The sequence below is a fragment of the Methanobrevibacter sp. TLL-48-HuF1 genome (genome assembly GCF_023617305.1).
GTDB classification, from domain to species: Archaea; Methanobacteriota; Methanobacteria; order Methanobacteriales; family Methanobacteriaceae; genus Methanocatella; species Methanocatella intestini.
Genome location: NZ_CP081485.1, coordinates 146,410 through 166,700, shown reverse-complemented (window position 1 = coordinate 166,700; position 20,291 = coordinate 146,410). Strand labels below are relative to the sequence as shown.

General features: G+C 28.0%; 17 protein-coding genes. 14 read left to right on the top strand and 3 right to left on the bottom strand.

The window, feature by feature from the left end; genetic code table 11:
• Positions 1–277: 277 nt before the first annotated feature.
• From metG to K4897_RS09110, 4 genes are all read left to right on the top strand, one after another.
• Positions 278–2,260 (top strand): methionine--tRNA ligase, encoded by a 1,983-nt coding sequence (gene metG / locus K4897_RS00775; RefSeq protein WP_250416233.1) that lies wholly within the window; start codon positions 278–280, stop codon positions 2,258–2,260.
• Between the two features lie 24 nt (positions 2,261–2,284).
• The gene (locus K4897_RS00770) at positions 2,285–3,862 is read left to right on the top strand and encodes a DUF530 domain-containing protein (protein WP_250416231.1); all 1,578 of its coding nucleotides are present in this window, start codon (positions 2,285–2,287) and stop codon (positions 3,860–3,862) included.
• Between the two features lie 5 nt (positions 3,863–3,867).
• A complete protein-coding gene (locus K4897_RS00765; protein WP_250416230.1) occupies positions 3,868–4,338 on the top strand; it encodes a hypothetical protein in 471 nt (156 codons plus the stop codon).
• A gap of 256 nt (positions 4,339–4,594) precedes the next feature.
• Positions 4,595–4,726: a hypothetical protein gene (locus K4897_RS09110; RefSeq protein ID WP_256468734.1), complete on the top strand. Its 132-nt coding sequence runs from the start codon at positions 4,595–4,597 to the stop codon at positions 4,724–4,726.
• A gap of 280 nt (positions 4,727–5,006) precedes the next feature.
• Here the strand turns inward: K4897_RS09110 and K4897_RS00760 are convergent, their stop codons facing one another.
• Positions 5,007–5,882, bottom strand: a complete 876-nt coding sequence (locus K4897_RS00760; RefSeq protein WP_094516460.1) for a hypothetical protein — start codon at positions 5,880–5,882, stop codon at positions 5,007–5,009.
• A gap of 270 nt (positions 5,883–6,152) precedes the next feature.
• On the opposite strand from K4897_RS00760, the gene K4897_RS00755 reads away from it, so the two are divergent.
• Both K4897_RS00755 and K4897_RS00750 read left to right on the top strand, forming a co-directional pair.
• The gene (locus K4897_RS00755) at positions 6,153–7,169 is read left to right on the top strand and encodes a glycosyltransferase 4 family protein (RefSeq protein WP_019266118.1); all 1,017 of its coding nucleotides are present in this window, start codon (positions 6,153–6,155) and stop codon (positions 7,167–7,169) included.
• Positions 7,170–7,174: 5 nt separating this feature from the next.
• Positions 7,175–7,846, top strand: coding sequence for a 2,5-diamino-6-(ribosylamino)-4(3H)-pyrimidinone 5'-phosphate reductase (locus tag K4897_RS00750; protein ID WP_250416228.1), 672 nt, complete (start codon positions 7,175–7,177; stop codon positions 7,844–7,846).
• 25 nt (positions 7,847–7,871) lie between these two features.
• Here K4897_RS00750 and K4897_RS00745 read toward each other — a convergent pair whose 3' ends face one another.
• Together K4897_RS00745 and K4897_RS00740 are read right to left on the bottom strand one after the other, a co-directional pair.
• Complete coding sequence (locus tag K4897_RS00745; RefSeq protein WP_019267465.1) at positions 7,872–8,339, bottom strand: DUF2115 family protein; 468 nt, start codon at positions 8,337–8,339, stop codon at positions 7,872–7,874.
• Positions 8,336–9,001, bottom strand: coding sequence for a histidinol phosphate phosphatase domain-containing protein (locus tag K4897_RS00740; RefSeq protein ID WP_019266115.1), 666 nt, complete (start codon positions 8,999–9,001; stop codon positions 8,336–8,338). Before K4897_RS00740 ends, K4897_RS00745 begins: the two co-directional genes overlap by 4 nt.
• Before the next feature lie 143 nt (positions 9,002–9,144).
• Here K4897_RS00740 and K4897_RS00735 point away from each other — a divergent pair, with 143 nt between their 5' ends.
• The 8 genes from K4897_RS00735 to K4897_RS00700 all read left to right on the top strand — a co-directional run bounded on the left by K4897_RS00735 (position 9,145) and on the right by K4897_RS00700 (position 20,287).
• Positions 9,145–9,651: a flavodoxin gene (locus K4897_RS00735; protein WP_250416226.1), complete on the top strand. Its 507-nt coding sequence runs from the start codon at positions 9,145–9,147 to the stop codon at positions 9,649–9,651.
• A gap of 224 nt (positions 9,652–9,875) precedes the next feature.
• Positions 9,876–11,063, top strand: a complete 1,188-nt coding sequence (locus K4897_RS00730) for an ATP-binding protein (protein WP_250416225.1) — start codon at positions 9,876–9,878, stop codon at positions 11,061–11,063.
• Between the two features lie 26 nt (positions 11,064–11,089).
• On the top strand, positions 11,090–11,944 hold the full coding sequence (locus K4897_RS00725; protein WP_019263990.1) for a pantoate kinase: 855 nt from the start codon (positions 11,090–11,092) through the stop codon (positions 11,942–11,944).
• The gene (locus K4897_RS00720) at positions 11,931–12,470 is read left to right on the top strand and encodes a trans-aconitate 2-methyltransferase (RefSeq protein ID WP_250416223.1); all 540 of its coding nucleotides are present in this window, start codon (positions 11,931–11,933) and stop codon (positions 12,468–12,470) included. The genes K4897_RS00725 and K4897_RS00720 overlap by 14 nt, the downstream gene beginning before the upstream one ends.
• Positions 12,471–12,563: 93 nt before the next feature.
• The gene (locus tag K4897_RS00715) at positions 12,564–17,081 is read left to right on the top strand and encodes a UvrD-helicase domain-containing protein (protein ID WP_250416221.1); all 4,518 of its coding nucleotides are present in this window, start codon (positions 12,564–12,566) and stop codon (positions 17,079–17,081) included.
• Positions 17,082–17,441: 360 nt separating this feature from the next.
• Positions 17,442–18,197 (top strand): hypothetical protein, encoded by a 756-nt coding sequence (locus K4897_RS00710; RefSeq protein ID WP_011953652.1) that lies wholly within the window; start codon positions 17,442–17,444, stop codon positions 18,195–18,197.
• 155 nt (positions 18,198–18,352) lie between these two features.
• A complete protein-coding gene (locus K4897_RS00705) occupies positions 18,353–19,147 on the top strand; it encodes a 2-amino-3,7-dideoxy-D-threo-hept-6-ulosonate synthase (RefSeq protein WP_019263986.1) in 795 nt (264 codons plus the stop codon).
• A 9-nt stretch (positions 19,148–19,156) separates the two neighbouring features.
• A complete protein-coding gene (locus K4897_RS00700; RefSeq protein ID WP_019263985.1) occupies positions 19,157–20,287 on the top strand; it encodes a 3-dehydroquinate synthase II in 1,131 nt (376 codons plus the stop codon).
• The last annotated feature ends 4 nt before the right edge of the window (positions 20,288–20,291 follow it).

The following is a 20,291-nucleotide window of genomic DNA, read 5'->3' as shown; positions in this document are numbered from 1 at the left end:
AACCTCTTTACAGATTCTTTCTTTATAAATATTATAATGTATGTCTTAATTTAATTAAATAGTTTCTTTATTCTTTTAAAAAAGTTAACTTAACCTAGTACTTTATTTTTCATAAGTAACAATAATTTAAACTTAATTACATAATTTTGCTTAATTTTATCTTATTTTTAATCTCAACTTATTTTAAAACATTTATAAATTGACTTTGTATATATTAATTTTATATTATATGAATGACAAAATTATTAATGCTTAAAAAAGTTAGGAGAAAAGATTAATGTCTAAAATTTTTATTTCATGTGCGCTTCCTTATGCAAATGGACCCTGTCATTTAGGTCATATTCGTTCTACTTACTTGCCTGCTGATATTTATGCAAGATATAATCGTATGATTGATAATGATGTTCTATTAGTTTGTGCTACTGATGAACACGGTACTCCAATTGCTGTTAAAGCTGATAACGAAAACAAAAAACCGATTGAAATTGCTAAAAGATATCATGATATGATTGTTCGTGATGTAGAGTCAATGAATATTTCCCTAGATAACTTTACAAGAACTACTGATGATTTACATTATGAAATTGCTCAGAATTTCTTTTTAGAATTATATAATAAGGGGTTAATTTATAAAAAGGATATTCAGCAGCTGTACTGTGAAAAGTGTAATAAGTTTTTGCCTGACCGTTATGTTGAAGGTATATGTCCTGTTTGCGGATCTGAAGCACGTGGTGATCACTGTGAAAAATGCGGAAGGGCTTTGGAACCTACTGAACTTGATGAACCTAGATGTTTAACCTGCGGTTCCACTCCAGTTATTAAGGATACTTACCAATATTTCTTTAAGTTAAGCGAGTTTGAAGATGATTTGAAAGATTATATTAACAATAATGAAAATCTTCCGGCTAATGTTAGAAATTATGCCAGAAACTGGCTTAAAGAAGGATTAAATGACTGGGTTTTAACAAGAGATATGGATTGGGGAATACATATACCTCTTGATGAAGCTAAAGGCAAAGTACTTTATGTTTGGGTTGAAGCATTTTTAGGTTATATCTCATCAGCTGCACAATGGTCAAGGGAAACTGGCATTAAATGGGAAGATTATTGGAATGATACTGTAATCCATTTCATTGGTAAGGATATTATTTATCATCATTCAATCTTTTGGCCGGGACTTCTTAAGGCATATGGCTGTAAATTGCCGGATAACATATATGCTGGAGAATTTTTATCTTTGGAAGGGGAAAAAATGTCTACCAGTAAAAATTGGGTTGTTTGGATAGCAGATTTTGTTGATAAATTTGACCCTGATTTACTTAGATATTACTTAACTATAAATGCACCTTTAAACAAAGATACTGATTTCTCATGGGATGATTTCCAGAGAAGAAATAATGATGAATTGGCAGATGTTATTGGTAACTTTTTACATAGAACCTTTACATTTACTCATAAATTCTTTGACGGCGAAATACCTGAATATAAAAATCCCTCTGCAGAAGATATTAAATTCAAAGAAACTATTGAAAAACTTCCAGATACTGTCGGAGAGTATATTTCAGATTTTGAATTTAGAGACGGATTGCTTGAGATTTATAGGGTAGCTAAAATAGGTAATAAATATTTCAATGATCAGGAACCATGGAAAGCTGTTAAAGAAGACATGCAAAAAGCAGCTAACTGTTTATATTTATCAAATCAACTGGCTAAAACATTAGCTTATGTACTTAAACCTTATATTCCAAATAAAGCTGATGCTATAGCTAAAATTATTAATCTGTCTACTCCTGATGAGTGGAAAGATGCAAAAGTCCCATTAGCTGAAGGACACAAAATAAATAAAGCTAAACCGTTATTTACAAAAATTGAAGATGATGTAATTAACAAACAAAAAGAAGAATTGCAGAAAAACTTAAAAGAAAGTGAGGATGAAAATATGAGTGATTTAATTAGTATTGATGATTTTGACAAAGTAGTTATTAAAATTGGACAGGTAAAAGAAGCTGAAAAAATAGAAAAATCTGATAAATTATTAAAATTACAGGTAGATATTGGAGATGAAACAAGACAAATTGTAGCAGGTCTTGCAAAACAGTATGCTCCTGAAGAATTAATTGACAGAAAAGTGGCTGTTGTTGTTAACTTACAACCTGCAAAATTATTCGGAACCTTATCTGAAGGAATGATTCTTGCAACTGGAGAAAGTGCAGCATTATTGTCTCCAGATGAATGTGAAGTCGGTGAAAGAATACAATAATCTTAATTTAATTCAGTGATTTTAATGGAAGAATCTGCTCTAGTTGCAAAGGCTGAAAAATATCTCAAAGAGATTTCAAATGACCGTATTAGTTTGAATAATATTGAAGAGTTTGAAAATTTCAAAAGATTATACTATAAACTAGATGACAGATTAAACAATCTACAGGAATTAAAAGAAAGTATGGATGCACAAGGATACACCACTCCTTTTACATCCTTAAATAAATATGGTACAAAAGCAATAGCTGAAGTTTCACTTGAGGAAATGAGTGAAAATAGTAGACATAATCAGATGTTTAGAATGAAAGCTAATGCTAAAAAAAATGTTCTAGACAGAGTAAAATCAGCTATTGATGCTCATAAAATTGCAATTGGACATTTGGAACAATGCGGTTATCTTAAATGTGATTCATGTTATAAGAAATATTCTCTAAGCGAGTTCAGACTTAAAGGTGAAAAATGCAGCTGCAGTCATGAAAATTTCTCTTTTAAAATAAACAGGGATGCAACCTACAGGTTGGAAATTATTCCATATTTGCCTTTGTCTGGCAATTATTTAGTGTTAATGAGTGAATTATCCGGTTATGGAAGAAATTCATTTAAAAAAGTATTAAATATTCTTAAACAGGAACGTAAAGGTCTTGTAAAAACTATTTCTTTAGTTATCCGTTTTAGAGATGAAAATGGACGTTGGATTCGTAAGAACGTAACTCTGGATTCAGAATATATCAATAATTATGAAGAGGAAGTTAGGAACAGATACGGAAAAGACGTCAGAATTGAAGTTTTAAGATTTCACAGAACCAAACCAGCTATTATTGACGATAAATATGTCAGAAATGCACTGGCTATCAGTTATGTTAAATATAGTGAAGACATTATTTCCAGCATTAAAGACTCTATTTTAAAAAGGAAACTGTCTGATTTTAAAAGAATTAACAAATATGATGCCATTCGATATAAATATGAAAATGAAATTCCAGGGTTTATTGAAGAATATGATATTGGAGAGTTAGAATCCTGGAGACAGTCAAAGATTACAGAAGAATTTGAAAAGCTTCATTTCATTGATGAATTTGGCAATTACAACCGTTCTTTAAAAAGAGATTTAAAAATAAGGGAAAATATTGAAAAAACCATATTTGAAAATATGGCTCCTACTTTAATGATGTGGGATATTTTCAGATATTACTTAACAACATCACACAATAACCGTAAGATTAGCAATGGTCCATTTCCATATATTAGAGCAGAACTTGACCGTCAACAACGTAAAGTGTTCCAGACTACTTTTAAAAAGGTTATCAAGGTTTTAAATGAGTTTACAGACTTGAAAATAATTTCAATTCCTGATATGGATCTTATTTTATATGAAAAATTCAAGTTTGAAAAACAGTCCAAAAACTCAAATATTTTATTTAACTATCCTGCTTTAGGTGCTGGTTTAATACATGAACATGGTAATATAGAAATAGAAACTATTGGAAATGTATTAAATATTAATGATTCTAAAATTAAAAAGGAACTTAAAAATATTAATCATATCAGAAAACCAAAAAGTGCAAAATCCAAGAAATTTTTAGATTTAATTAAGAAGTGATGTTTATGGATGAGGATGTTACTTCTGTACATATAACAAAAGGATTAACTTCTTCAACTATTTTGGATTTAATTGAAGAATATCCCAATCTGGAAGAGATTACCTGTTGTCCCAGTATTTTTAATAGGATTTCCAAGAATTATATTGATGCTTTGGACCAGCTTGATATTACTGTTTCTAAAAAGTATAACTGGGGAGCTAAACCTAAATACTCATCATTGGAAAAAGATGTATTGGATTTAGCTAAAAAAGGTAAAAAGGCAAAGGAGATTGCAGGTTTATTGAATATTTCTCAAAATAAAGTTTATTATCTCCTTAGAAAAAATAAACAGGGAATTAAATTCAGTAATTATTCTAAAAAACATGATTATGAGGAAGTCAAATCTTTAAAAGAAGAAGGTTTAAAACCAAAGGATATAGCTTCAAAATTAGATATTCCTCTTAGAACAGTTTATTATATTTTAAATAATAAATAGCTATTTTATTTTTTAATAATCGGAAAGGACTTGATGAAGATAAATAATGTTTAAATTATCTTAAAATCAATAGGACAACAATAACTTAATAAATATAAACTTGTTCTTCCATATATAATATTATAAATATCAGTTATGATTATTTTATATTTTGATAATTATGGGGAAATGAAAGGTTATTTAATTGATTAGTTCACAGCTATTTTAATAGATAAATATCCTGAAATAGTTTTTAAACTACTTTAATGGAGGTATTATGATGATTACATGTAATGTTTGTGGCCATCTGAATGATTCATCAAGAGCAATATGTGAAGAATGTGGATCTGACTTATCAGATAGTCTGGATTGGGGGAATGACTTTGATGACAGTGATGATTTTGATTAAGTGATTCATAAGTATATAAAATTATTTTGAGAGTCTGAATTTTTTCAGCAATGGGTATGAATGAGATATACGTAATTCATAGAGAAATTTAATAATTAAATTAAAAAATATTTAGATTTTCATTTTACGAAAGTAGGGTAAATGAATATTTTTTTGGTGTAAATATTTGGTAAAATAGTATAATAGGTTTTTTTTAGTTATTAAAAAAAGTTTTAGGAAAATAAAATCTCCCTTTAAATTAATTTAATTTGATTATTTGTGGATTTAAAAGTTTTTTATTTTATTTTCCGGATTCTGCTTTTATTTGTTTAATTGATTCAATGTTTAATTGTGTTATTTTTGCTATTTGTTTTATGGTGTAATTTTCTTTTAGCATGTTTTTTGCAGTATTTATTTTTTCTTCTTCTTTTCCTTCTTGTTTTCCGTTTTCGTAGTCTTCTTGTCTCCATTCATCTATTATTTTCATAGTATCCCTCAGTATGTTTGTTAATTTTTTGTGTTGTCTTTCATTTTTGATGAATTTTTCTACTATTAATAATTCTATTCCAAATACAAAATCACTGCTGCATTTCATTGATTTTCTTACTTCATCTAGTGTTTTTACGGTTTTTTCTATTTGTTTGTCTAATGGTTTTTTTGAGCTCATAAATGGAGCTAGAGCTAAATTTAGCATTTCATGTCTGGTTATTTTTTGATTGTTTTTTATTTTATTTTCTATATTATTTATAATTTTATCACCATCAAAGTCTTTTAGTGATACGATTGGAATTGTAAAAACACAGTCTTTGTTTATTTTATATTCCTTTATTTTTGTTTTCTCAGCAGTGCTGATGACTATTAGTATTAGTGGTTTATTGTTTCTTTTTGCATAATCCACAAGTGCCGTGTATAACCTGTATCGTTTTTCATCTATTGTTTTTACAATTGTTGACTGGAATTCAGTTAATACAATTAAATGATCTAATTCCAGTATCATGTCTGTTTTGTATATTTTAGGATCTAATTCTACTAATTCTGTAGGATTATATGTTAAATTTTCGGATTCAAAGTCTATTTCTTTTATATTTGCATTTGATTCTTTAAGAAGTTTCAATAATCCAAAGCCATCTTCTTTTGTAGCATACTTGAATAATTGATCTTCACTTTGATGAACCATTTTTTCACCTCTTATTTTTATTAGTTATATCCAGTATTATGAACTATCCAGTATTTAAAATAGTTAGTTTTTAAAAATAACAATTTTTAGGTCTTAATATAAAATTTTAAAGTCAAATAAATATTATGATTACAATATAAAAATAAAGGATGTTAAATTATTTGGAGAGATGTATGTGATTTATTGACTTAGTTGAGAAGTGAACTTTAGCTAGTTTTATCATAAATTTATTATTCTATAAGTGATAAAAATATCTCTTAAGTGATTATTATGATGTTATTCCCACAACTTCCGTTGTACGCAATAGCAATAATTTGCGGCATTTTATCTTTTTTAGTAACAAGATTATCAATGCCCAGAATTATTAGAAAATTAGAAAAGGCAGATATTGTAGGTAAGGATTTGCATAAATCATGGAAGCCTATTGTAGCTGAAATGGGTGGATTCGGTATCCTATTTGGATTTATAATAGGTATTTTTTCAGGAATATGTATGCATGACATTCTTACATTCCCATTATGTATTGTTTTAATTGTAATTCTTCTTGTAGGAATTATAGGTATTGCAGATGATTTACTTGTACTTTCATCAAAAGAAAAGTTATTCTTATTGTTCCTGGCAGGTATTCCTTTAATATGGGCAGCACCTCCAAATGTTGGAATTGTATATCTGATCTGTATTCCGATAGCTATTTCAATCGGATCCAATTTAACCAATATGTTGGCAGGTTTAAATGGAATTGAATCAGGGCTTGGAATAATTGCACTTACCTCTTTAACAATATCTTGTATTATCTTAGGAAAATATGATGTTACAATTATCAGTATGAGTATGCTTGGAGCTTTAATAGCTTTCCTGTACTTTAACAAATATCCTGCAAAGATTTTCCCGGGAGATACAGGAACCTTAATTATTGGAGCAACAATTGTTTCAATAGCTTTTATAGGTCGTGTAAAATTAATTGCTTTAATCGTGCTTTTACCGAATATTATTGATGCGGCCCTTAAATTTTACAGTGCAGGAGTTATGGAAAGGCAACAGTTTAAACCAACTCAACTGGATGAAAATGGAAATCTGGTAAGGCCAGAAGTAGGATTCAAATCTTTAATCAGGCTTGTACTGCGAAAACCGATTCCTGAAAAGCAGGCAGTTAAAATAATTTGGGCTATTGGAATTGTTTGCGGATTAATAGGTATAATTGTTGCAATAGTAATGCCGGGTGTACTTCAAAACCAGACATTGGCTAATTTCATGCAGATTAAGGAATTCTTTTATCAGTTAGGATGATTTGAATGAAACCTTATGTTATTTTAAATGCAGCTATGACATTAGATGGAAAAATAGCTACTAAAACTGGAAGTTCCAATATTTCAGGTGAAAAAGATTTGAAAAGAGTTCATGAACTTAGACGTGAAGTTGATGGAATAATGGTTGGGATCAATACGGTTATTGCAGATAATCCCAGACTGACAGTTCATAAAATCGATGCAAATCCTGAAGACAATCCTGTTCGTGTAGTGGTAGACAGCAAATGCAGAACTCCAATAGCTGCACGTATAACAAATAAAGACGCAAAAACCATAATAGCCGGAGCTAATGACTATAAATTTGATTTTATTGTAAATGACAGATATGCTAATTTCACTAAAAGGGGAATTGACTTCTTTTTCAGCGGAAATAAAAGAGTTGACCTAAAAGCTTTAATGAATTATCTTTATGAAAAAGGTATTAAAACATTGATGCTTGAGGGAGGTTCAACTCTAAACTTTTCAATGATTAAGGAAGGATTAATTGATGAAATGAGAATTTGTGTCGCTCCTTTTGTTGTTGGCGGTAAGGATTCACATACTTTATTTGATGGTGAAGGATTTGACACAATGGATGAAGGAGTAAGATTGGAGCTTTTTGATTCTTTTAAATTAGGGGATGATTTAATCCTGCAGTATAAAGTTTTAAATAAGTGATTTTTTTCATTTATTCTCTTTTTTTTTAAAATATAAATGCAAATGGCGGATTTTTACAGATGCAGTATTTGCAAAGGGATCTTCTGTCTTTTATAAATTGTGCTCTTCCTTTACAGTAATAGCTGTTATTTTTCATGTAAACTTCATCTTCTTTAGGATCATTTCCATAAGGATGCAGAGGCTTTTTAGCTATTAGTGCCAGATACAGGGAGATGTATTTTGTAAATTCTTTAGTTTCATTGTCGTTTGGAGCATATTTGTCAAAATAAAAGTTAATGTCTCCTTTTATTTTTTGAATGACTCCATCGTTTATTTTGAAATCATTTTCAAGCTCTTTTTCATAGATTTCATCATAAACTCCAGAATTATATTTGGCCAGTGATTTGGTAAGGGGATCTTTATATCTATCATCAGTTACCTTGTTTTTCAGATAATCAATCGGATAATCCTTTAGGTTTTCTCTTATTTCATTAAGTAATTTTGATGCTTTCATAAAATCCCTTTAGATTTAAGTAATTCCCGAGGATTATCAACAATAGCTGCCATAGCTTCTTTTTTACTTAATCCTGCTCCAAGAGCTATTTCATAAGATTTTTCAAAGGTAATTAGATTATCCGGTGAATGTGTATCTGTATTTACAAGTAATTTATTACCTACTTCACTGGCTATGTTGGCTACATGACCGTTTCCAAGACAATGGCCACTTCTTGCACTTATTTCCAGATAGATTCCATTTTCTTTTGCAATTTGAGCTTCTTCATAAGTAATCAAACCGGGATGGCCTAGAATGTCTACATATTCGCTGTTGACTGCAGCATAATTGGTTCCTTCAATTACAGGTTCATTTAATGTTTCACCATGAACAACAACAATTTGTGCACCTAAATCTTTTGCTTTTTTAGCTACTCCGTCAATAGATTCTGTAGGAACATGAGTTACTTCAGCACCTAAAACAACCTTGATGTTCCAGTTGGCATTAATATCGTCAATAGCTTTTTGTATTTGTGGTATCTGCTCAACATTGGAGTAATCAACATGGTCGGTAATAGCTATCACTTCGTGATTTAAATTAGCAGCTCTTCGGGCCAATTCTGAAGGCAATAATTCTCCGTCACTAAATAAACTGTGCATATGTAAATCTATTCTTTTATTCAAAGTTTTTCTCCCCAGTATAATTGTTATATTATTGAGTTATATCAAATATAATAAATAAATATTGCCCAGTATTTTTTTTAAAATGGAATATACTTAATAACTGTTTTTTATATAAATTATATTTAGATAATAAGGAGATATTTATGTCTGGAGATTTGATTTTATATTTTTCCCGTGCAGGTGAAAATTATTATGAGGGGGATTTGAAAGTAGTTGAAAAAGGAAATACTGAAGTCATTGCCGATTATATTAAAGAGATAACTAATGGAGATGTTTTTAAGGTAGAACCGGAAATCCCCTATCCTGAAGATTATATGGAATGTACTGAAGTAACTAAAAATGAGAAAAATGGCAGAGTATTAAAGGAAACCCTTGAAGATGTTGGAGATTACGAAGGGGTTTATATAGGATTTCCCATTTGGTGGGGAAAAATGCCGATTGTTTTTGAATCTCAGTTAGATAAATTGGATTTTAAAGGTAAAGTTGTAAAACCTTTTGTTACTCATGAGGGTTCAGGTTTTGGAAAATCTAAAAAACAATTAAAAAAGCTATGTAAAGGTGCAGATATTAGAAATGGTCTTGAAATTAAGGGCAGTGATGTTTTAGGTTCAAAAAACAAAGTCAAATACTGGATTAATGATAATTTATAATTTTTTTTAAAGTTTTTTTTATTTATTGCTGTTTTATGTAATATTTTTTTATAATTTAAATAATTTTAAATATTTTAAAATACTACTTTTAATTATAAAATTTATATTGTCTAATGAAAAAAAAGAAATTATTTAATAATTTTTTCAGTATAAAGAAAAAATTTCATTTAATTAAATATTTTTTCTATAGGTAAGATTTTTTTTATTAGAAATGGTGGTAAAATATGATTAAAAGAGAACATTATTTAAATCAAATAATTGATTTAATTGATAAGGATATTATTAAGATTTTAACAGGAGTTAGGCGTTCTGGCAAATCTGTATTGTTACAACAGGTTGTTAATCATTTAAAAAATAATGGAATAAAAGAGAAAAATATTATTTTCATTGATTTAGAATCACCAGACTTTCTTAGTTATTCAACAATAAATGACTTAAATGAATATATAAAAAGCAAATCTAATAAAACAGATAAATATTACTTGTTTTTTGATGAAATTCAAAGAATTGAAGGTTGGCAAAGACTTGTAAATGCATATTTTTCATTAGATAATTTTGATGTTTATGTTACAGGATCAAATTCTAAATTATTAAGTGGTGAATTTGCAACATATTTGACAGGACGTTATATTAATATTAAAATATTTCCTTTTTCATTTGTTGAATATTTGGAATATAACAAAGATTCTAATTTGTCCGAAAAAGAATTATTCATGGAATATTTAACATTTGGGGGATTTCCAGCATCATTTGAATTGAATAATAAAATCCAATATTTAAAGGATTTATTTGATTCAATTGTATTTAATGATATTATAAAAAGGTTTGATATTAAAAATGTTGATTTGTTAATTAGATTAACTCATTTTTTAGTATCAAATATAGGTCAGTTGGTTTCAGCTAATAGTATTGTTAAATATCTTAAAAAAGATAGGATAAATGTTTCTGTAAATACTGTTTATAATTATATTTCTTATCTTGAAGAGGCTTGTTTGATATATAAGGTGAAAAGAGAGGATTTAATTGGTAAAAAAATATTAAATCATTTGGAAAAATATTATGTTGTGGATTTAGGTTTTAGAGAATCTATTTTAAAAAAAGATTTGGATATAGGTCAGTCTTTAGAAAATATTGTTTATTTTGAGTTACTTAGAAGAGGATATGAAGTTAATATTGGTAAATACAATACTAAAGAAATTGATTTTATTTGCAGAAAAGGTTCTGAAAAAATTTATATTCAGGTAACTTATATTCTAGCTAATGAAGAAATTCATAAAAGAGAATTTGATCCACTTTTAAAGGTAAATGACAATTATCCAAAATATGTTCTTTCATTAGATGATTTTGATATGTCTTATATGGGAGTTAAACATCTTAATATTATAAATTTTTTAACAGGTAATGAGATTTAAATAATATTAAAAAGTAATTTTATAGTATGGATATTTCAGTTTTTGTTCCAGGTCACATTACCGGTTTTTTTAGCATTGAAAATAATGCAAATCCTTTAAAAAATGGGTCCTGTGGAGCTGGTTTTTTAGTAAACAGAGGTGTTTTAACAGATATTTCTTCTTGTGATACTTTGGAAATTGAAGTTAATCAGGGAGATTATACAGTTATTAATGAAGTTTTGAAGATTTTAAAGATTGAAAAACCGGTTAAAATCACTCAGGATATTCAGCTTCCAATTGGAGCGGGATTTGGAACATCAGCTGCATCTGCATTAGGTCTGGCTATTGCTTTAAATGAATTTTTCAGTTTAGGATATACTTTAGAGGAATGCGGTCAGATAGCTCACAGGGCAGAAATTAATTTAGGTTCCGGGTTAGGTGATGTAATAGCTCAAATGGGTAAAGGCATAGTTTTAAGAACAAAGGCTGGAGCTCCGGGGATTGGTGAAATAAAATCTTTTCCTGATGAAGAAATCATAATAGCTACTAAAACATTTGGTGAAATTGACACTGCATCTGTTATTCAGAATCCAGAATATAAAAAAATAATTTCAGATGCAGGTTTGGAGTTAAAAAACAGATTTGTAGAAAATCCGTCAATTGGGAATTTTTTAGACTTTTCTTTTGAATTTTCAAAAAAGACAAATCTGATGTCTGATGAAGTAAGTGAACTTATTGATTATTTTAATTCTTTGGATGATATTTTAGGTTCTTCAATGGCAATGCTTGGAAATACAGTTTTTGCCTTTGCATATAATGAAGATGTTTTCAAAAACTTAAACATTGAAGGTTTAGATATATATGAACTGGATAATATTGGTATAAAATATGATAAACATTAGCTATGATATAAAAGAATATAGAAAACAGCTATTTGACATAGTCAATGACGGAAATGTTATTGTTGAGCTGGGATGTCATGTAGGAAACACTACAAAACTAATTTTGGATAAATTTGACAATGTTAACATAATAGCTATTGATAATAGTCCTGAAGCTGTAGGGAAAATGGAAAAACTTGCTGATGATTATTCCAATTTAACATTTATATCTGGTGATGTAAGACGCCATGAGATTCTTCTGGAAGCTTTTAGGTTAACTCAAAAGTGTGATGTTTTATCTGTTGATTTAGGTGGAGGATATCATCCTGACACTGTTTTTAAAGTATTTTACATTTGGTCATCAACATTCAAACCAGTTCATTCAATAATTAGAAATAAGGGATTAGTTGATTTTTGTAATTCCGCTGTTGTAGGCTATGAAGATTTTAAATCTCATGAAGGCCATCTGGAATCTTACATTGATGAAGGAATTCCTCCTCAAATTAAAGAATTTGAATTATGGACACCTTCTTTAAGGAAAAAATAGCTAATTATAAATAATTTATTAACAAAAGTATATTTATTGATTAATAAGTAAATTTTTACTTGATTTTTTAAATAGGTTATTTATAGGTGCAGTATGCCAACAAATTTTGAATTTTTAAAAGAAGACTATCCTGATTTATTTGATTGGGCTCATGACATGGAAAAAAAAGTTAAACAAGACCCTAATGGAGCTATTAATTCAGGTTCTAAATTTTTTGAAAGAATTTTAAATATATTACTTGAAAATGCCAGAATTCATCCTAAAGAAACATATGTTGAAAAAATAATTGATTTAAAAAATAAGAAAGTCATTGATTCCAAATCAGAGAAATTGCTTCAAAAAGCAAGAAAATACCGTAATGATGATAGACATAGTGATTCTTCGTCAAATGAAAGAGTGGCATTAGCTTTTTTAAAAGTTATATTTAATATATCTGTATGGTTTATGGAGGATTATAATAATGAAATTATTCATAATTCTGATTTTGATACAAATATTTTAACCCAGATTGAAAAAGAAAGTCAAGTATCTAAAGAAGACATAGAAAAATTTGAAAATAAATTGTTGAATATGTTAGAATTTAAGATGGAACAAATAAATCGTAAAAAAGAAGAGGTAGTTAATCTTGTTGAAGATAATTATATTCTTAAGGAGGATGTCGGTAAAATAGTTAATGATGCTGTGAATTTGGCTATGATACAATCTAGTGAAGATAAAGCTAGTCTTGAAAATAAAATACTTAATCTTTCAAAAGAAAACGAAGAATTAAAAAGAGGTTTTGAATCTAAATTTAATGATCTTAAAATCAATTATTCTGAAAATAATAAAGAAGAATTGGTAAATTTTATTGCAGATAATTATTATTCTAAAGAAGATGTCGGTAAAATAGTTAATGATGCTGTGAATTTGGCTATGATACAATCTAGTGAAGATAAAGCTAATTTTAAAAAAGAACTACTTAATCTTTCAAAAAAATATGATTCTTCAAGAAAAAATCTTGAAGATAAAATTGACAATTTAACAATGGAATATTCTAATGCTGATTTAAGCAAGTTTGTTACAGATAATTATGCTCCAAAAGATGAAATTTATAAGATAGTTTCTAATGAAATTGAAAATTTAAAAAAAGAATCAGATGAGGATAAACTTAATTTAGAAAAAATGATGTTAATTATTAATGAGGAAAATGAATTAATGAGAAAAGATTTTGAATCTAAATTAAATAGTATTAACGAGCAAACATCGGATAAAAGTAATAAAGAGCTTGAAAATTTAATTATTAAGGATTATGTTCCTAAAAGTGATTTAAAAAAGCATATTGATTTAGCAATTAAAGAATTTGCAAAAACTCATAATATAGAAATTAGTGAAATTTACAGTCCTCCTGAAGAAATTTTAATTGAAAATCAACCTAAATTTGTTCCATCTAAACCTAAAAAACAAAAAATAAAACCTAAAAAATTAAATGAAGATCAAGAAGCAGCTGTTATGTATGATGGTAAAAAACCTCTTTTAATTGAAGCAGGCCCAGGTTCTGGTAAAACTACAGTTTTAATTGAAAGGGTAAAATATCTTTTAAATAATAAAGGTATTGATCCTGAAAGTTTACTTGTTATTACTTTTACAAAAAAAGCAGCTAATGAATTAAAAACAAGATTAAGTGAAGAAACAGATAATATATCAGAATTAGATGTTCAAAAAATGCAGATATCTACTATTCATGGTTTTTGTGCTAAAATTTTAGAAAAAGCAGGGTATGTTAATTTAAGTATTATTGGTGATGATTTAGGTGAAAAAATTAATATGTTTGTTAGAAAACATCTTGAAGAGTTAGGATTCACTGGAATAGCTTATGCTTCTAAAAGGGATGCTAAAAACATTATTAATAAATATGAGGAATATTGTACTTTTGGTGTTGATTCACAAAATCTTATAAAATATATTCAAGATAATTATCCAATTAGTCAAGATTACATTGATTTTGTAGAACAATATATGGAAGAAAATGAAGGTAAATTTCCTAAAATGGAAGTTAAGGAAAATAAGGAATTTAAACAATCTTATTACAATGCCTTGTATTTACAAGTAGCTAAATCTTATCCAATTTATAAAGAATTAATGGAAAAAGAAAATGTTATTGATTTTGGTCATATGCAACTAAAAGCACTGGAATATCTTAGAGAAAATCCAGATTCTGTTTTTAAAAATATTTTAATTGATGAATTCCAGGATACTGATCCTATTCAAATGGAAATTTTTAAAATTTTAATGAAAAATTGTGATAGTGCTACTTTTGTAGGAGATATTGATCAAAGTATTTATGGTTTTAGAGGTTCTTATGACAATTACTTTGAACAGTTATCTAATGAATATGATGTTAAAAGAATAAGTTTAAATACAAATTATCGTTCAACTAATCAGATAATTGATGTGTCTGAAGCACTTATTAAACCTCAAAGAGATGTTCATTCTGAAAAGGATTTAAAAGGTAATAGGGACATTGATTTCCCGATTTATTATATTTCTAATGAAGATAAAGATAATGAAGCAGAAAATATCTGCGAATTTATTAAATATTTAAAAGAAACTGGTAAAATTGATAATTATAATGAAATAGCTGTTTTAACAAGGTCTGTTACTAGTAATGGTAATTGTATTAAACCATTAATGAATTTACTTAATGAAAATAATATTCCTTATGCTATTAAAGGAAATAAAGATTTACTGGATAAAGATGAAATTAAATCTATTTTAACATTGATTTATTATGTTATTTCAGAAGATAAAGATCATCATATAATGAACTCCTGGGAAAAGAAATGGCTTAACTTAAAGGCATTTACTGACACTGATTTTAAAATGAAGCTCTGTAATTTGTCTGATGAAACAAAAGAAATTCTTTTTAATATTCAGGAACAGTATGAAAATGATGTTGTTGCAGCTGAAAAAGATGTGAGTATTGAAGTCACTGGTAAAAAAAGTAGAGTTAGAAGTTTTGGTGGAGTATTTAAAAAATATAATAAACCTGAATTTGAAAATGGTCAAGAAATATTAAAAGATATTGTAAATAAAGTCAGTTTTCCTTATTTAAATGTTCAAAACTTAGAAAAGTGGGGAATTAAGAATAAAGATGATTTGGCTTTTTTTGATAAATTATTTGAAATTCGTGAAAATATTTTATCTGAAGATATTGAATATAAAAACAAATTAACTATTTTGGAAATTTATATGCGATTATTAGAGATAAATGATTATTTTAATGCAGATTTCATCAATAATCCTAATAATCAAGATGAAATTAGTAATTTAGCTTTTATATCAAATACATTATATAATTATGAGCAAATGTATTATAATAAAGCTATTCGTGGTGCTTTTTGGTTTTTATATACTAATATTGAGGATTATGGATCTTCAAATGTGGATCCTAATGGTGTTCAATTAATGACTGTTCATAAAGCTAAAGGATTGGAGTTTCCAGTTGTTATTGTAGCTTCATTTTCTGATAAAAAATTCCCATCTAAATTTATAAGTCCAAATCCTGATAATGGTTATATTCATGGAAAACCTGCTTTTTTTACTCCATATGAGTTTTTAAAATATAAAGATTTTGAAAATGAGTCAGAAGAAGTTTTAATTCATGAAGAAGAAGAAAATAGGATAATTTATGTTGCAATGACAAGAGCTCAAGACATTTTAGTTTTATCTTCACTTGTTCCTCCATCAGATAAAGAAAATGAAATTACTTATAAAGGTTCTTCTTTAGTTGAAGATTTACTTATAAATAAGAATTATGCTATGTCTCTTCAAGCAAAAGAAATTGAAATTCCAAAAACCGTTTGTAAAAAACCAGATTTTGAAGAGGAATTATTAGAGTTAAGTTTCACTTCTTTAAAATCATATCTTCAATGTCCGTTTAGAAACAAATTATTAAATCATTTTCATTTTAAAATTTCTGATAAAACTCAAATTACTTATGGTAAAGTAATTCATAAAGCTTTAGAAGTAATTAATAAACGCATAAAAGCTACTGGTGAATATTTGGGTGATGATGAGGTCAAAAACATTGTTGAAAACTTGTTCTACACAAATCCCAACATTGCTTATGATAGAAAACAGAAATTAAAAACAGATAAATTAGATGATATTGTTGATAATGTTATTCATTATTATCATACATTTGGAAATAAAATAAAAGTAATTGATTCTGAAGTTCAATTTAATGTAAAAAATAAAGATTATGGTATAACCGGAGCTATTGATTTAATATATGAAACTGATGATGGTAAAATTGGTTTATTGGATTATAAATATACTAGTTCTGAAGCTAAATATATGAAATGGCATAAAAAACAGTTGTATGTTTATGTTGGTGTTTTAAAATCATTAGAGGAATGGAAAAATAAAGAAATTAGTGAACTAAAAGTTTATGCAATTAAATCAAGGAAATTAGTGGGCATTCCTGTGGATTATGATAAGATTAATGAGATTATGCAAGAAATGGATACTGTGGCAAAGAATATTGATGAAAATAAATATCCTCGTCAAAAAGATCAACATTGTAATAAATGTGCGTTTAAAAGAATTTGTGGAATAGATTATGTAAATTAAAGGAAATTCATTAATTTGGATTTCTTTTTATTTTTTTGGCTTTGTAGAAATTGTAATCTTCATTGAATGAATTAATATCATTTTCATAGTTGCATATATTATTTTTAACTTTTATTTATATTGTGTTTAACTTTGAATATTTTTTCATTTATTTTGCTTTATTTCTTTTAAAATATTAGTTTGGATATTATATGCTATTTATATTGTTAATGGGGTGTTTGTATAAAAATTTTTTAAAGATTTATCTGATTACACTTTGATAATTTTAAAATAAATTAACCATAATCTTTATATATTATTTTGACTAATATAAATTATGTATACTTTATGTGTATTTTAATTTTTAGGAGATTTTAAAAAATGAATATGAAATATTTAATAACTGCTTTAATTGTAGCTTTACTTTCATTAAGTACTGTAGGTGCAGTTGATATTGATGCTGTAAATGATGCAATTATAAGCGATAATGATAATAATACTCCAGTTATTCCAGATCATGGAAATGAATCTGTTGTAACTGATAAAAATGCAAGTACTGTAAATAATACTACTAATTCATCAAACAGTACTGATAATGTAAATTCCACTAATATAACAACTGGAAATACAACAAATGTAACTACTAATGGTACTTTAAATGTTACTAATGGAACTAATGGTACAGTAAATATTACAAATCAAAGTAATGTCACTGTAAATATTACAAATTCCTCAAATGTAACTGTTAACACTACCAATTCCTCAAATGTAACTGTTAACACTACAAATTCAACTAATACTACTGTAAATGGTACTAATACTACAAATACTACTGTTAACACTACAAATTCAACTAATACAACTGTTAACAATACAAATACAACCAATACTACAGTAGACACTGGAGATAATTCAACAAACACTACTGTAGATAATGATGATAATTCAAAAGATACAGTTGTGAATACTCCTGATTCAAATAGTGTTCATGTTACTGGTGATGGTGCTGATGATGTAGTATTTAATGATAGTCAAGCTACTACTTCTTCATCTGATTTAGCAAAAACCGGTATTCCAGTAGCTATTCTTATATTAGCATTATTCTCTATTATTGGTGTATCATTTAAAAGAGAATAAATAGAAAGTATCATTAATTTGATACTTTTTTAACTTTTTTTAACTAATGTTTTTTATATTTTTAACCTAAAATTAGCTTTTTTTATATGATGTATTAATGTTTATATAGTGCATTAAAGATAATATTACTCATAGTTATAAATGAGGTATTAAATATGATGATTGGTAAAAAGATTCGTTTAGAAAGAATCATTAACAGACATACCGGTAGAACTGTAATAGCTCCAATGGACCATGGAGTTTCTGATGGCCCAATGAAGGGTATTATAGATATAGACAAAACTGTTGAAAGCATTTCCCAAGGTGGAGCAGATGCAATACTTATGCATAAAGGTATTGTAGAACAGGGCCACAGAGGATACGGTAAAGATATTGGTCTTATTGTACATTTATCTGCAAGTACTTCCTTAGCACCAAATCCAAATAATAAAGTAATAGTTACTTCTGTTGAAAAAGCTATTCAGTTAGGTGCAGATGCAGTATCTGTTCATGTTAATTTAGGCAGTGAAACAGAAAGTGAAATGTTACAGGAATTAGGGGAAATTTCTGAAACCTGCAGCTACTGGGGAATTCCTCTTTTAGCTATGATGTACCCAAGAGGTCAGAAAGTGGAAAATGAACATGATGTAGAGTTAGTTAAACATGCTGCACGTGTAGGTTCAGAACTTGGTGTAGATATTGTAAAAACTAATTATACTGGTGATCCTGATTCATTTAAAGAAGTAGTTGAAGGAGCATTAGTACCTGTAGTAATAGCAGGAGGTCCAAAAGTCGACACTGATGAAGAATTATTGCAGATGGTAAAGGATTCTATTGAAGTTGGTGGAGCAGGTGTAGCATTTGGACGTAATCTTTTCCAGGCTGAAAATCCGGGTAAAATAACCAGAGCTATTTCAGAAGTGGTACATAATAATTTAGAAGTAGATGAAGCTTTAAAATTCTTGAAATAAGGTGATTTTGTGGAAAATAAATTCGCTTGGATAATGACTCCAAATAAACCATGGGATGATAAAAAAGAAATGATTACAACTGCATTGGAATCAGGCATCAGCTATGTCTTGGATTTGGAAGACTGTGATAAAATCCAAAAATTAGGTAATGTAAAAACAGTAGCTAACAGTGATGATGCAGACATTTATCTTGTTGGAATAAATGGTGAAGGTGACGGATCTTTAATCCTTAGTGAAGATTTGAATCAATCACAAGATTTACAGGAAGCAAAAAAAGCTAAAAGAGAAGGCAAAACTGTTTGTGCTTATGTGGAAATCACAGATAAAAATCATGAGCAATTAGCTGTCAGTTTAGGTTCTGTTGCTGATTACATTATTTTAATAAGTACTGACTGGACAGTTATTCCATTGGAAAATATTATTGCAGACTTGCAAAAAGAGGATGTGGAAATAATAGCTGCAGTAGCAGATGAAGACGGTGCTAAATTAGCTGTTGAAACTTTAGAGCATGGTACTGATGGAGTAATATTTGAAGCAAATGATTTTAATCAGATTAAAAAAATAGCACAGTTAGTTGTAGATGCTTCTAAAATAAAATATGATTTAAAAGTAGCTACTGTTACTAATGTTAAACCATTAGGTTCCGGTGATAGAGTCTGTGTTGACACTACTGACATGATGAAACCTGGAGAAGGTATGTTAATTGGATCATATTCCAAATCATTATTTTTAGTACATAGTGAGTCACTTGAAAGTGAATATGTAGCATCAAGACCATTCAGAGTAAATGCAGGTCCTGTTCAGGCATATGTAATGGTTCCAGGCAATAAAACAAGATACTTATCAGAACTTGTTGCTGGAGATGAAGTTTTAATTGTTAATACAAAAGGGGAAACAAGAACTGCCTATGTCGGAAGAAGTAAAATTGAAAGAAGACCTTTAATATTAATTGAAGCAGAATATGAAGGTAAAACAATCAGAACACTTCTTCAGAATGCAGAAACAATTAGAATAGTTGATGCTGATGATAATCCTCTATCAGTAGCTGATATAAAAGTAGGGGATGAAGTTAAAGTATATGTTGAATCAAATGCCCGACATTTTGGTATAGCTATTGATGAAACAATAATTGAACAATAAAGGT

Bases quoted from the DNA above. Each gene is read 5' to 3' on its own strand.
- K4897_RS00745 (WP_019267465.1), bottom strand. From the start codon at position 8,339: ATGAAAGCATCAAAATTACTTAATGAAATAAGAGAAAACCTAAAGGAT.
- K4897_RS00755 (WP_019266118.1), top strand. From the start codon at position 6,153: ATGATGTTATTCCCACAACTTCCGTTGTACGCAATAGCAATAATTTGC.
- K4897_RS00710 (WP_011953652.1), top strand. From the start codon at position 17,442: ATGAATATGAAATATTTAATAACTGCTTTAATTGTAGCTTTACTTTCA.
- K4897_RS00760 (WP_094516460.1), bottom strand. From the start codon at position 5,882: ATGGTTCATCAAAGTGAAGATCAATTATTCAAGTATGCTACAAAAGAA.
- K4897_RS00705 (WP_019263986.1), top strand. From the start codon at position 18,353: ATGATGATTGGTAAAAAGATTCGTTTAGAAAGAATCATTAACAGACAT.
- K4897_RS09110 (WP_256468734.1), top strand. From the start codon at position 4,595: ATGATGATTACATGTAATGTTTGTGGCCATCTGAATGATTCATCAAGA.
- K4897_RS00735 (WP_250416226.1), top strand. From the start codon at position 9,145: ATGTCTGGAGATTTGATTTTATATTTTTCCCGTGCAGGTGAAAATTAT.
- K4897_RS00715 (WP_250416221.1), top strand. From the start codon at position 12,564: ATGCCAACAAATTTTGAATTTTTAAAAGAAGACTATCCTGATTTATTT.
- K4897_RS00750 (WP_250416228.1), top strand. From the start codon at position 7,175: ATGAAACCTTATGTTATTTTAAATGCAGCTATGACATTAGATGGAAAA.
- K4897_RS00730 (WP_250416225.1), top strand. From the start codon at position 9,876: ATGATTAAAAGAGAACATTATTTAAATCAAATAATTGATTTAATTGAT.
- K4897_RS00770 (WP_250416231.1), top strand. From the start codon at position 2,285: ATGGAAGAATCTGCTCTAGTTGCAAAGGCTGAAAAATATCTCAAAGAG.
- K4897_RS00765 (WP_250416230.1), top strand. From the start codon at position 3,868: ATGGATGAGGATGTTACTTCTGTACATATAACAAAAGGATTAACTTCT.
- K4897_RS00720 (WP_250416223.1), top strand. From the start codon at position 11,931: ATGATAAACATTAGCTATGATATAAAAGAATATAGAAAACAGCTATTT.
- K4897_RS00725 (WP_019263990.1), top strand. From the start codon at position 11,090: ATGGATATTTCAGTTTTTGTTCCAGGTCACATTACCGGTTTTTTTAGC.
- metG (WP_250416233.1), top strand. From the start codon at position 278: ATGTCTAAAATTTTTATTTCATGTGCGCTTCCTTATGCAAATGGACCC.